This is a genomic window from Candidatus Dormiibacterota bacterium, from assembly GCA_035635555.1.
In the GTDB taxonomy this organism is placed as follows: domain Bacteria; phylum Acidobacteriota; class Polarisedimenticolia; order Gp22-AA2; family Gp22-AA2; genus Gp22-AA3.
Genome location: DASQAT010000055.1, coordinates 69188 through 81489, shown reverse-complemented (window position 1 = coordinate 81489; position 12302 = coordinate 69188). Strand labels below are relative to the sequence as shown.

Annotated in this window: 11 protein-coding genes; 2 read left to right on the top strand and 9 right to left on the bottom strand. The window is 68.9% G+C overall.

The window, feature by feature from the left end; translation table 11 throughout:
- Window position 1 precedes the first annotated feature (1 nt).
- The 3 genes from VEW47_16680 to VEW47_16670 all read right to left on the bottom strand — a co-directional run bounded on the left by VEW47_16680 (window position 2) and on the right by VEW47_16670 (window position 3584).
- Complete coding sequence (locus tag VEW47_16680; protein HYS06818.1) at window positions 2-727, bottom strand: NAD-dependent deacylase; 726 nt, start codon at window positions 725-727, stop codon at window positions 2-4.
- Window positions 728-942: 215 nt separating this feature from the next.
- Window positions 943-3123 (bottom strand): xanthine dehydrogenase family protein molybdopterin-binding subunit, encoded by a 2181-nt coding sequence (locus VEW47_16675; GenBank protein ID HYS06817.1) that lies wholly within the window; start codon window positions 3121-3123, stop codon window positions 943-945.
- Window positions 3120-3584, bottom strand: coding sequence for a (2Fe-2S)-binding protein (locus tag VEW47_16670; GenBank protein ID HYS06816.1), 465 nt, complete (start codon window positions 3582-3584; stop codon window positions 3120-3122). The genes VEW47_16675 and VEW47_16670 overlap by 4 nt, the downstream gene beginning before the upstream one ends.
- Window positions 3585-3707: 123 nt before the next feature.
- Here VEW47_16670 and VEW47_16665 point away from each other — a divergent pair, with 123 nt between their 5' ends.
- Together VEW47_16665 and VEW47_16660 are read left to right on the top strand one after the other, a co-directional pair.
- Window positions 3708-5519, top strand: a complete 1812-nt coding sequence (locus tag VEW47_16665; GenBank protein HYS06815.1) for an amino acid permease — start codon at window positions 3708-3710, stop codon at window positions 5517-5519.
- Window positions 5520-5523: 4 nt separating this feature from the next.
- Entirely contained in the window at window positions 5524-6852 is a 1329-nt protein-coding gene (locus VEW47_16660; protein ID HYS06814.1) for an amidohydrolase family protein, read from the top strand.
- Window positions 6853-6881: 29 nt separating this feature from the next.
- Here VEW47_16660 and VEW47_16655 read toward each other — a convergent pair whose 3' ends face one another.
- From VEW47_16655 to VEW47_16630, 6 genes are read right to left on the bottom strand one after another with little or no spacing between them, the layout of a single operon-like run.
- Complete coding sequence (locus VEW47_16655; GenBank protein ID HYS06813.1) at window positions 6882-7211, bottom strand: hypothetical protein; 330 nt, start codon at window positions 7209-7211, stop codon at window positions 6882-6884.
- Window positions 7199-8146 (bottom strand): ATP-grasp domain-containing protein, encoded by a 948-nt coding sequence (locus tag VEW47_16650; protein HYS06812.1) that lies wholly within the window; start codon window positions 8144-8146, stop codon window positions 7199-7201. Before VEW47_16650 ends, VEW47_16655 begins: the two co-directional genes overlap by 13 nt.
- Window positions 8143-8952 (bottom strand): class I SAM-dependent methyltransferase, encoded by an 810-nt coding sequence (locus VEW47_16645; GenBank protein HYS06811.1) that lies wholly within the window; start codon window positions 8950-8952, stop codon window positions 8143-8145. The genes VEW47_16650 and VEW47_16645 overlap by 4 nt, the downstream gene beginning before the upstream one ends.
- Before the next feature lie 8 nt (window positions 8953-8960).
- Window positions 8961-10058, bottom strand: a complete 1098-nt coding sequence (locus VEW47_16640) for a DegT/DnrJ/EryC1/StrS family aminotransferase (protein HYS06810.1) — start codon at window positions 10056-10058, stop codon at window positions 8961-8963.
- Between the two features lie 15 nt (window positions 10059-10073).
- Window positions 10074-10994 carry an NAD-dependent epimerase/dehydratase family protein gene (locus VEW47_16635; protein HYS06809.1) on the bottom strand — a complete coding sequence of 307 codons (921 nt, stop codon included), beginning with the start codon at window positions 10992-10994 and terminating at the stop codon, window positions 10074-10076.
- Entirely contained in the window at window positions 10991-12277 is a 1287-nt protein-coding gene (locus tag VEW47_16630; GenBank protein HYS06808.1) for an ABC transporter ATP-binding protein, read from the bottom strand. Before VEW47_16630 ends, VEW47_16635 begins: the two co-directional genes overlap by 4 nt.
- Window positions 12278-12302 lie beyond the last annotated feature (25 nt).

Here is a 12302-nt window from a genome sequence, read left to right as displayed (position 1 = left end):
GTCAGGCTCCGAGAAGGTCCGGCAGCACCTCGGCCGCCGGCCCCAGCACCACTTCATCGGCCAGGGGAGAGAGGGGCGTCTCTTCCACGTTGATTTCCACCAGGTATGCGCCGTTCCGGCGCGCGATCTCCGGCAGGGCCGCGGCAGGATACACCAGGGCCGAGGTCCCGATGGAAAGGAAAACCGCGGCGCCATTCGCGGCCTCGGTGGCCTGCTGGATCGACTCCACCGGCAGCGCCTCGCCGAACCACACGACGTCCGGACGCAGCAGAGCCCCGCAGCCGCAGCGCGGCGGGATTTCGGGGAACGGCATGCGCCGGTCTTCCCGGGAGGTCCCTTCCTTCGTGCAGCGGACCCGGAACAGATCGCCGTGGAGGAGTATGACGCCGTCACTGCCGGCCTTCGCGTGGAGACCGTCCACGTTCTGCGTGATCAGCCGGAAGTCGGGATGGGCCCGCCCGAAGCGCGCCAGAGCCTGGTGCCCCGCGTTCGGCGCGCAGCGGCTCACCTGGACGCGCCGCGCGTCGTACCAGGTCCAGACTCGCCTCGGGTCGCGCTCGAACCCCTGGGGCGTCGCCAGGTCCTCGAGAGACTCGTTCTCCCAGAAGCCGCCCAGGCTGCGGAAGGTCGGCACCCCCGATTCGGCCGAGATGCCGGCGCCGGTCAGCGCCGCGACGCGCCGCCCGCGCGCCAGCAGCTCTCTGAGACGCGCCGAGATGGCGGCCACTCCGGTCCTCCCTCCGTCGCTGCGAGAACCCATGCTAGCCACCCGGTTCGCAGACTGTCAAGAACCGGTGGAAACCGCCCTCATCGGGGCAGCGGGCCGCCGCGTCGTGGCTCATGCTCGCTCGCGCGGGGAAGGCGAGGCCAGGTCACTCGCATGGCGCGGCTCGAAATCGCCACGCCGCGGCGGCAGGCCCGCCACCGGCAACCGGCCGCGGCTCAGGCGGTCTGCGCGAGGTCCTGGGGCCGGAGCGGCAGGCGGCGGATGCGCTTGCCGGTCGCCGCGAAGATCGCGTTGAAGACGGCCGGCGCGACGACCGGGACGCCGGGCTCGCCCACGCCGGTCGGCGGCTCGGTGCTGGGGACGACGTGCACTTCGACGACCGGCATCTCGTCGATGCGCAGCATCTCGTACTCGTCGAAGTTGGCCTCCTTGACGCGCCCCTTTTCGATGGTGATCCCGGACTTCAGGGCGGCGGTCAGCCCGAAGACGACGGCGCTTTCCATCTGCGCCGCGATGATGCCGGGGTTGACGGCGCGCCCGCAATCGATGGCGCAGACGACCCGGTGGACGCGCACGCCCCCCTCCTTGCCGACCGAGACCTCGGCGACCTGGGCGCAGTACGACAGGAAGGAGAAGTGCCCCGCGATGCCTCGGGCACGCCCCTTCGGGAGCGGCCTGCCCCAGCCCGCCTTGGCCGCCGCCAGGTTCAGGACACCCAGGAGGCGCGCCGTGTCCTGCACGAACGTCTGGCCTTCGTAGGGAATCTTGCGGCCGCCGGCCAGGAGATCCCGGCGCAGCGCCAGCGGATCGCGATGCGCAGCGGCCGCCAGCTCGTCGACAAAGCTCTCGACCACGAAGGCGTTGAACGAGCTCTCGACCGAGCGCCACCAGCCGCGCGGCACGACCGACTTCGCCGGGGAGTACTCGACGCGCACGTTCGGGATGGCGTACGGCAGGTCGGCGGCGCCGCCGATCTCGTCCGATTCGGGATGGGGAGTGCCGGGATCGTAGAACGCCTGGATGGATGTCGATGCGTACCGGTGCTGCCAGGCGACGATGCGTCCCTTTTCGTCCAGGCCCCCCTTGAGCCTGTGGAACGAGGCGGGCCGGTAGAAGTCGTGCTGCAGGTCGTCGGTGCGCGTCCAGACCGTCTTCACAGGGGCCGAGACGGCCTTCGAGATCTCGACCGCCTCGGCGGCGTAGTCGGCGTTGATGCGCCTCCCGAATCCGCCGCCCAGGAACGTGATGTGCAGCGTGATCGCTTCCTGGGGAAGCCCCGCGGCCTTCGCGATGTCGGGCAGAGCCATGCTCGGCGTCTGGACCGGCGCCCAGACTTCGACGCGGTCCTTCCGCCAGTGGGCGGTGGCGTTCTGCGGCTCCATCGTGGCGTGCGCCTGGAACGGCAGCTCGTAGACCGCCTCGAATTTCTTCGCCGCCTTCTCGAGTGCTGTGGAGGCGTCGCCGTCGTTGCGCAGAGTTTTTCCTGGCTTCTGCGACAGATCGTCGCACTCCGCCCGGAGCGTCTCCGAGCTCTCGGCGGCGCCCGGTCCTTCGTCCCACTCGACCTTGAGGAGGTCGCGCCCCTTGAGCGCGTTCCAGGTCGAGTCGGCCACGACGGCGACACCGGTCGAGATCGGCACGACGGCGCGCACACCGGGAGACCCCTTCGCGGCCCCCGCGTCGAAGCGGGCGACCTTCCCTCCGAAGACCGTGGAGCGCGAGACCGCGGCGTGGAGCAGCCCGGTCATCCGGATGTCGATGCCGTAGACCGCGCTTCCGTCCACCTTCAGGGGCGTGTCGGTGCGCGGCAGGCTCCTGCCGATGAGGCTGAAGTCCTTCGGATCCTTCAGCGGCGCGTCCTGCGGCACCGGCTGGGACGCCGCCTTATCGACCAGGTCTCCGTAGGCGAGGCGCCGGCGGGTGGGAGGATGCAGGACCGCCCCTTTTTGCGTCCGGCAGGTCGAGCGGTCGACGCTCCAGGTCTGGGCCGCCGCGGCGATCAGCATGGCGCGCGCCGCCGCCCCGGCCTGCCGCATCGGCCCGTACTTGGTGCGCACGCTCGAGCTTCCGCCGGTGTCCTGGTCGCCGAACTTCGGATCGGCCCCGGCCTGCTCGACGCGCACGCGCGACCAGTCCGCGTCGAGCTCGTCCGCGACGATCATCGCCAGCGAGGTGCGCACCCCCTGGCCCATCTCCGACTTGCTGGCCCAGATGGTCACCTCGCCCCGCGGGTCGATCTGCAGGAAGGCGTTCGGAGCGAGCCGCGATCCCCGGGATCTCTGCGGTCCGGACGCTTCGACCAGGTCCAGCCACCGAAGACCGAGGACGAGGCCCGCGCCCGCCGCGGGGACGATTCGGAGGAACCCTCGCCGGCTGACGTTCAGGATGGCGCTCACCGGGCGCCTCCCTTCGCGGCCCGGTGGACCGCATTGCGGATGCGCTGGTAGGTGCCACAGCGGCAGATGTGCCCGCCCAGCGCCGCGTCGATCTCCTGGTCGGTCGGCTTCGGCTTCTCCTTCAGGAGCGCCGCGGCCGTCATGATCATTCCCGACTGGCAGTAGCCGCACTGCGGCACGTCCTCGGCGATCCAGGCCTTCTGCAGCGGATGACTGCGGTTCGAGGACAATCCCTCGATCGTCGTGATGCTCTTGTCCGCGGCTTCGGAGAGCGGTGTCATGCACGAGCGGATCGCCCGGCCGTCCAGGTGGACCGTGCAGGCGCCGCACAGCGAGGCGCCGCAGCCGAACTTGGTGCCGGTGAGCCCGAGCGTGTCCCGCAGGACCCAGAGGAGAGGCGTCGCCGGGTCCGCCTCCGCGGTGACCTTCCTGCCGTTGACGGTGAGGGTGAACGACGCCATCGGTCCCTCCTGCGCAGAGGCAGTCATTCTATCAGCAGAGCGGTTGACACCCTCCGGGGCGTTGCGTATAGTGCGGCCGCTTCCATAGTCCCAAGCAAAAAAGACGCGTGGAGTGCGCCGGGAATGAAGCTCCAGGCCTTGTTCCGGACGAAGAGCGTCGATCGGATCACGCGTGAATCCGAAACGGTCGGCGAGCACACCCTCAAGCGCACCCTGACGGCGTTTGACCTGACGATGCTGGGAATCGGCGCCGTCATCGGCACCGGCATCTTCGCGGCGATCGGGACCGCGACCGCCGGGAACGCCGACAGGCCCGGCGCCGGACCGGCGATCATCCTGTCGTTCGCTCTCACGGCCGTCGCCTGCATCTTCTCGGCCCTGTGCTACGCCGAGTTCGCGACCATGATCCCGATCTCCGGCAGTGCCTACACCTACGCCTACGCCACGCTCGGCGAGATGATCGCCTGGATCATCGGCTGGGACCTGATCATCGAGTACGCCGTCGGCAACATCGCGGTCGCCATCTCATGGGCGGCGCACTTCAACGATGTGCTGAAGCACGCGTTCGGCTATCGCCTTCCCGACTGGCTCGTGATGGACTACGAGTCGGCGGCCAAAACGCCGGGGGTCCTCGAATCGGCGCCGCACCTGTTTGGATTTCCGATCGTGATGAACGTGGCCGCGGTCGCCATCGTGGCCCTCGTGACGTGGGTGCTGGTGGTCGGTGTCAAGGAGAGCGCCGTCTTCAACAACGTCATGGTGGGGATCAAGATCCTGATCCTCGTCCTGTTCGTCTGGGTCGGGTTCAAGTACGTCAATCCTGCAGGCTTCACCCCGTTCATTCCGAACGGCTGGGCGGGCGTGCAGGCCGGGGCGGCGCTGATCTTCTTCGCGTACATCGGGTTCGATGCCGTCTCGACGGCGGCGGAGGAGACGCGCAACCCGAAGCGCGACATTCCGATCGGCATCATCGGGTCGCTCGTCATCTGCACGTTTATTTATGTGGCGGTCGCGGCGGTGCTGATCGGCATCATGCCGTGGACCGAGCTCGGGGTGGCCGATCCTCTGCCGAAGGCGCTGGCCTACATCCATCTCGATCGTGCGGCGGGCGTGGTGTCGTTCGGCGCGGTCGTGGCGTTCACCGCGGTCCTCCTGGTGTTCCAGCTCGGCCAGCCGCGCATCTTCTTTTCCATGTCGCGCGACGGGCTGCTCCCCAAGATCTTCGCCCGCGTCCACCCGAAGTACCGCACCCCGCACGTGACGACGATCTGGACGGGGATCTTCGTCGCCTTCTTCGCCCTGTTCTCGCCGCTCGACAAGATCGTCGAGCTGACGAACATCGGGACGCTGTTCGCCTTCGTGCTGGTCTGCGCCGGCGTCATGATCCTGCGGCACAGCGACCCGCACCGTCCGCGCCCCTTCAAGACGCCGTGGATCCCGCTTCTCCCGGTCTGGCTCGTCATCATCTATGCGCTGCCGTCGGAGCTGCTGCACGACGACTGGGGCAAGCTCCTCGAGCACTCCGTGGTCCTCCTGCTGGCCGTGATCGGGACGCTGTTCTCGGTCGTCGGGTTGTATGCCTTGATCACGAGACGCAAGGTCCCCGAGATCGTCAAGACCGAGTTCGCGCTCGCCGGCATCGCGTCGTGCGTCTGGCTGATGGCCGGTCTGCCGGCCCTCACCTGGTGGCGGTTCGCGGGCTGGCTGGCGATCGGCCTGGCGATCTACGCGCTGTACGGCTATCGCCACAGCCGCATGGCCGAGCGCCTGGTCCCGATGCCGCCCCATCTCAACGCCGTGACCCCCGGCGCCGTCGTCATGGCGGGGGTCGCCTGGTGGCTCGCCCCGCATCCCTGGAGCCTCGTCCTGCCGATCGTCATCCTGCTCGGGCTGTCGTTCTATGCATTGCACGTCACGCAGCGCCAAACCGTCTGAGCCGATGAAGGCACAACACCTCCTGCTCGGATGGGTCGCGGCCGGCCTGGTCGCGTGGGCGGCGGTCGCCGCCGAGAACCCGCCCGCTCCGAAACAGGACGCTCCGCCGAAGCTCTCGGTGCTCCGGTGCGGCCGCCTCCTCGACGTGCGCACCGGGAGCCTGAAGGAAGGTGCCCTCGTCGTGGTCCGCGGCGATCGGATCGAAGGCGTCCTCGATCGGGGCGCGAAGATTCCCGAGGGGGCCGCGGTCATCGACCTCTCGGCCTACACGGTGCTCCCCGGCCTCGTCGACGCCCACACGCACACCTTCCTGCAGCCCGGCGACTACGACGTGCAGCTCCTGAAGCAGTCCCTGCCGCGCCGCACTCTGCAGGCGGCGGCGCAGGCGCGCGCCCTTCTCCTGGCGGGGTTCACGACGATCCGCGACCTGGAGACCGAGGGGGCGATGTACGGCGACGCCGATCTGCGCGACGCCATCGCCGACGGTATCGTGCCGGGACCCAGGATGCAGGTCGCGACGCGGGCGATCTCGACCACCGGCAACTACGCCCTCCTCGGCTACGCCCACGAGGTGACGGTGCCGAAGGGGGTGCAGATCGCCGACGGTCCGTGGGAGATCCGCAAGGCGGTGCGCGAGCAGATCCAGAACGGCGCCGACTGGCTGAAGTTCTACGGCGACTACCGCACGTTCACGCCGACCGGCGAGATCCTCGACCTGCGCGTCACCATGACCCAGGAGGAGATGGACGCGCTGGTCGACGAGGCGGGGCGCAGGCACCGCCCGGTGTCGGCGCACTGCTACAGCGACGACGCGGCCCGGGCGGCCGTGCGCGCCGGGGTCCGCTCCGTCGAGCACGGGCTGTTCCTCGACGAGGCGACCTTCAAGATGATGCTGGACAAGGGGGTGTACTACTGCCCGACCCTGACCGCCTACATGACGTCCTACGAGACGACGCCGACCCCGGCCTGGAAGAAGGTCGTCGACGGCCACCGAGACTCGTTCCAGCGCGCCCTCAGGATGAAGGTGAAGATCGCTTCGGGGAGCGACGCGGGGGACTTCCCCCCGGCCCAGGCCGGGCGCGAGCTCGAATTGATGGTCCGGTACGGGATGTCCCCGCTGAAGGCGATCCAGGCGGCGACGCTCGTCGACGCCGAGCTCCTCGGCTGGCAGGAGCGCATCGGCGCGGTCGAGGCGGGGAGGCTGGCCGATCTCATCGGCGTCGAGGGAAACCCGCTCGAAGACATCGGCGCCGTACGTCGGGTGCGCTTCGTCATGAAGGGCGGGGAGGTGTTCGCGGGCGGCGGTCCGCCTCAGTCCGACGCGTCGCGGTAGGACCGGTCGCCCGGCCGGGCGCGCCGCCTCTACGTCCCGGTCTTCGAGCGCCCGGGCTTGATCGTGCCGACGTAGTCCTTGTCCCAGCCTTCGAACCGGCGCGCCCGGTCGTCGATGATCAGGTTGGCGATCGGCTTCCCCATCAGGATCTGCGCGTACTTGAAGCCGTGCTCGTCGAGCCACGTCTTCGTCGCCACGTACTCGTCCCAGCCGCGGCCGGTCCACAACACCACGACGTGACCCTCGTCCGTGAGCCGGTTGACGGCCTGCACGGCGCCGGGGAGGGGCTTCGCCCGGGGACGGTCGCGGGGCGGGCCCTCGGGGCAGATCGTTCCGTCGATGTCGATCAGGATAACCATACGAAGTGGTCCTCCCTGGAACGGGTCATGCACAATCCGGATCGCCATTCGATCGGGCCGGCGGGAAGGGATCGGCCGAGTCTCTCCCGGAGAATGAAGCGCGGACCGTCGAGACCGGCCTCGATGGCGCAGATGACGCCGCTGCTGAAGCGCGGGTTCACCTCGAGCAGGAAGGGACCGGCCGCGGTCTTCATGACCTGGATGTTGAGCGGGCCGTACCAGCCGGGGATCGCGGCGGTCCTGCGCGCCACGTCGAGCACCGCCTCGTCCCGCTCGGTCCGGGTGACCATGACCTCCCCCCCCGAGACGACGACACGCACGCGCGCCACGGCCCCCTGCAGCCGGCCGTCACGGGTCACGTAGGCGTCCACGCTGTACTCCGTCCCCTGAAGGAAGGGCTGGATGACGTAATCCCGCGCGCGGTTGCGGGCGCTCCAGAAGGTCAGCTCGTCCTGATCGCGAAACACGACGTGGTCGCGCGACGACGATCCGAAACGCGGCTTCGCCAGGCGCGGGAAGGCCGGGCCGTCGGGGATCGCGACGCCGTGCGAGCGGAAGAACCGGACCGCCTCCGCCTTGTCGTACACCTGCTGGCACAGCTCGGCTCGGCTCACGATCGGAAGCGCGCCGGCCCGTTGCAGCGCCTCCGACAGGCGCGCCACGGCCTGGACCGCGGGATCGATCACGGGGATGACGGCGTCGACCGGCCCCTCCTCGACGAGGCGGAGGACGAAGGGATCGAACTCCGGGCTGTCGAAGGCCGGGCCGTGCACGACGCGGCAGGTCCCCGCCGCATCGATGGCGTGCCAGGGGGACTCGTCCTCGATCGAAGCCAGGTCGATGGCCACGCTCTCGGCCGCGGCCGCGGCCCGGAAGCGGCGCATGAGACCGACCAGACGAGAGGCCCCCAGAAACAGGACGCGGACCGTCCTCACGGCGCTCCCTCCCCCGGGCCGCCGCGGCGGTGAACGGCCAGCAGGGTGCCTTTCAGATGAGAGACGCTCAGGTCGGCGCTCAGATCCAGCAGATAGCGGGTCACCTCGGGGCAGCAGACGTCGGCAAAATTGTCCCACAGGATCATGCCGGTCGGGGAGAGGAGCCGGAGCGCGTTCTCGCTGTCGATCTTCTTCGTCCGGTAGTCGTGCGCGCCGTCGATGAATACGAGATCGATCGGTCCGTCGATCCAGGCGTTGTAGCCGAAGGTCGTCGAATCGCCGAGAAGCTGCACGATCCGCACATCGGTGCGCCCCTTGAAGTAGGAGCCGGTGGAGGTGCCGAAGCGGGGCAGGAACGATTGGGCGACGTACTTGTCCAGCTCGGAGGAGGGGACGCTCGGCTGCTGGCCCACGGGCAGGTCGAGGGTGTAGACGGTGCACTCCGGTGGCGCGTTCAGCGCCATCTGCAGCGTCGTCATCCCGTTGTACGTGCCGATCTCCAGGATGCGCCGGGGACGCAGCCAGCGGATGATGAGACCGATCTTGCAGACCGACTCGACCGACACGTTTCCCCAGTGGCCGAGGAAGTTCTCGAGCCGAATCGCGCCCCGTTCGATCTCCGGTGGAAAGACGTCGCACAGCCGCACCTGGGGAATGACCCGGCGCGCGCGCGCCAGGGTCCGCTCGAATTCGGCCGCCTTCGAGCCGATCTCGCGCTCGACCACCTCGTCGGGGACGAGCCCCTTGAGGGTGAGGAACTGGGGGTAACGATCGAACACACTGGGACGGACGGACTTCCGTGTCATGGTCTTCCTCACCATCCCGAGCGGATGGCCGCGATAATCGACTGCACATCGTCGTCGGTCAGTCCCTCGTGCACCGGGATCGAAACCTGCCGTTCGTCGTAGGAGGTCTGCCCCTCGAGATCGCGGCGCAGCCCGCCGAACACCTTGTAACGGTCGATTCTGAGATGGACGACCGAGGCGGGGATATCGCGGCTCTGGAGCTTGCGGATGAAATCTTCGCGCCTTTCGACCAGGACGGTGAACAGCCAATACGCGTGGGCGCGATCGGCCGCAAGCGGCGGCAGCCGCAGACCCGCGACGTTCGCGAAGGCCTCGCGATAGAGGCGCGCGGTCCCCCGCCTGCGGGCGAGACGGGCGGGGAAGTCCTCCAGGTTCCCGAGACCGACGGCCGCGGCGAGGTCGTTCATGTGCGACTTGTATCCCAGGGTCTCGATGTCGAAGACCCGCTCCCCCAGGATCGACGGACGGCTGGCGTCGCGGTCGATGCCGAACCAGCGGCGCGCCACCGCGGCCCGCGCATCCGCGGGGGAGGAGCAGGCAAGCGCGCCGCCGTCCCCCGTAGTCACGTGCTTGATCGCCTGGAAGCTGAACGCCGTGAACCGTGAGACGGCGCCGATCGGCCGGCGGCGGTAGGTGGCGCCGAGGGCGTGGGCGGCATCCTCGACGACGGTCAGGCCGTGCTCCTTCGCCAAGGCGTTGATCTCGTCCAGGTCGCACGGATAACCGCCCCAGTGCACCGGCATGACGGCCCGTGTGCGCGATGTGATCGCCCGCCCGACCGCCGAAGGGGAGAGGTTGCCGGTCAGGGGATCGACGTCGGCGAATACCGGTATCGCACCGTGCATCAGGACCGAGAGACCGGTGCCGACGAAGGTCTGGGGGGGGAGGATGACTTCGTCGCCCGGCCCCACCCCCGCGAGCGCCAGTCCCAGATGCAGCGCGGCCGTGCCGCTGTTCACGGCGACCGGGTGGAGAATCCCGAGCCGCGCAGCGAGATCCTGCTCGAACCGGCGCGTCATCTTCCCCTCGCTCAGCCAGCCCGAAGCGAGAACCTCGCCGGCGAGCGTCCTGGATCGGGGCGATACGTGAACGTGGAAGAAGTCCATGGCTCCGTCCGGCTCCTACGAGACCGACCGGTAATAGTCGATGGTGCGCGAGATCCCGTCCTCGATCGGCATGAACCGGAAATGGGGAAACTTCTCACGGAACCGCCGGTCGTCGAGGATCTTGCTGGGCGCGCCGTCGGGATAACGCGTGTTGAACACCAGCTCGACTTCGTATCCCAGGATCTTCGCGGCCAGCGCGGCGATCTCGGCGATCGTGTGGCCCTGCTTCTGCGCGATGTTGACCGGGTCGATCTGGGGTCCGCCTTCGAGGGACTCGACCAGGACGCGGGCGGCGTCGTCCACGTAGACCCATTCGCGCACGGGTCGCCCGCTGCCCCAGATCTCGAAGCGTCGCTCCCCCGCCTTGCGGGCGCGCAGCAGCCGGATGATGATGCCGTTGAGGGCGTGCACCCGGTCGGGGTCGGAAGCGTCTCCGGGGCCGTAGGCGTTGGGGACGAGCCAGTTCACCGACCCCACGCCGTGCTGTCTCTGATAAGAAGCGGCGAGGGCGTGGATCATGCGGCGCGTCGATCCGAAGGCCAGGACCGAGTCGTGCACCGGGCCGTTCTGCCACTCCGACTCGACCTGCACGGCCGCCTCGCCCGGATAGGAGCAATTGGAGATCGGGTTGACGAGGACGGCAGAAGGGCAGACGCCCCGGAGGGCGGCGTAGACATTCAGGATCATCCTCATGTTGTCGTGGATGACGTCCGCTGCGTTCCGGCTCACGTAGTGCAGGCTCCCGACGTGCGCCGCGCAGTTGATGAGAGCCTGAGGGCGCAGGGCGGCGAGACGGTCCGTCAGCCCCTGGAGGTCCAGAAGGTCGCAGCCTTCGCGGCGGGACAGCGAAACGCCCCGCTCGCCGCGCTCCTGGAGGAGACGCATCACACTGCGACCGATGAACCCGGTCCCGCCCAGGACGACGACCGTCTTCATGCCGCCTCCACCGACCCGACGCGGCTGGTCTCCCACTCCAGGGCGGGTCGCACCACACCCGGGATCGGCCGGCCCCACCGACCGCGCACGCTTCCCGGCTCGCCGCTGTCGATCACCTGGAATGCGGCGCTGTCGTACTCCAGAAAATGGATCTGGTAGACAGGATGACCCGTGCTCACTTCCGCGACGACGCGCACCTGCCCCTCGGCGAACAGGTTGCCGGGGACGACGCAACGGCTGCGGTAGACGCCCGGCGGCTTGGGCGCCTCGTTCCTCGGCTCGCCGAACCAGTCGCAGGACACGAACAGATGCACGCCCTGGTCGTTGAGGAAGGAGAACCCCGACACCAGGACGGCGCCCGCTTTCAGATTCAAGTACTCCATCTCGACGGTCACCGGCCGGCGCACGTCCACGACGTCGCTCACGCGTCCGTCGCAGAGGACGCGAACCGACTTGAGGCGGGCGACGGCGTCGCCCGGCGCGGTCGCGGGGTCATGCCAGCGCCTCTCGGCGGAGGTGCCGAGGTCGGACTTGAGGTAATGCCCGGTGACCTGGAAGATGTCGCCGTCCATCCGGACGCGCCCCTGCTCCAGAAGGATGCCGCGCCGGCACAACCGCGTGACCGACGGCATGTGATGACTGACGTAAAGGACCGTGCGCCCTTGGCGTGCGACGTCGTCCATCTTGCCGAGACAGCGTTTCTGGAACGCCGCGTCCCCCACCGCCAGGATCTCGTCGACGAGCAGGATGTCCGGGTCGATGTGCGCGGCCACGGCGAAGGCCAGGCGCACGAACATGCCGCTGGAGTAGTGCTTGACCGGCGTGTCGAGAAACTGTCCGATCTCTGCGAAGTCGACGATGGCGTCGAACTTGGATCGCAGCTCCGCGCGCCTCATCCCCAGTATGGCGCCGTTCAGGAAGATGTTCTCCCGTCCGGTCAGCTCCGGATGGAAGCCGGTTCCGACTTCCAGCAGGCTGCCGACGCGACCGAACAGCTCGACGCGCCCGCGTGTCGGCTCGGTGATGCGCGCCAGGACTTTGAGGAGGGTGCTCTTGCCGGCGCCGTTGCGGCCGATGATGGCGACCGCTTCCCCCTGGCGCACCTCGAAGGAGATGTCCTCCAGGGCCCAGATGGTCGGCGACCCGCCGTCCCGCCCCGACAACCGCCGCAGCCGGCGCAGCGGGGCCTTCGCCACCGCCATGATGCTTTCGCGCAGGGTCGTGTAGGTCGTCGCGCGCGCGCCGATGCGGTACTTCTTGCTGACGCCCTCGGCACGGATCATCGGCGCTGTCATGACGGGGGGCCCT

What these genes read in the sequence shown, in the direction of transcription:
- VEW47_16665 (HYS06815.1), top strand. Translation starts at nt 3,708, where the DNA reads ATGAAGCTCCAGGCCTTGTTCCGGACGAAGAGCGTCGATCGGATCACG.
- VEW47_16645 (HYS06811.1), bottom strand. Translation starts at nt 8,952, where the DNA reads ATGACACGGAAGTCCGTCCGTCCCAGTGTGTTCGATCGTTACCCCCAG.
- VEW47_16655 (HYS06813.1), bottom strand. Translation starts at nt 7,211, where the DNA reads ATGGTTATCCTGATCGACATCGACGGAACGATCTGCCCCGAGGGCCCG.
- VEW47_16670 (HYS06816.1), bottom strand. Translation starts at nt 3,584, where the DNA reads ATGGCGTCGTTCACCCTCACCGTCAACGGCAGGAAGGTCACCGCGGAG.
- VEW47_16640 (HYS06810.1), bottom strand. Translation starts at nt 10,058, where the DNA reads ATGGACTTCTTCCACGTTCACGTATCGCCCCGATCCAGGACGCTCGCC.
- VEW47_16660 (HYS06814.1), top strand. Translation starts at nt 5,524, where the DNA reads ATGAAGGCACAACACCTCCTGCTCGGATGGGTCGCGGCCGGCCTGGTC.
- VEW47_16630 (HYS06808.1), bottom strand. Translation starts at nt 12,277, where the DNA reads ATGATCCGTGCCGAGGGCGTCAGCAAGAAGTACCGCATCGGCGCGCGC.
- VEW47_16635 (HYS06809.1), bottom strand. Translation starts at nt 10,994, where the DNA reads ATGAAGACGGTCGTCGTCCTGGGCGGGACCGGGTTCATCGGTCGCAGT.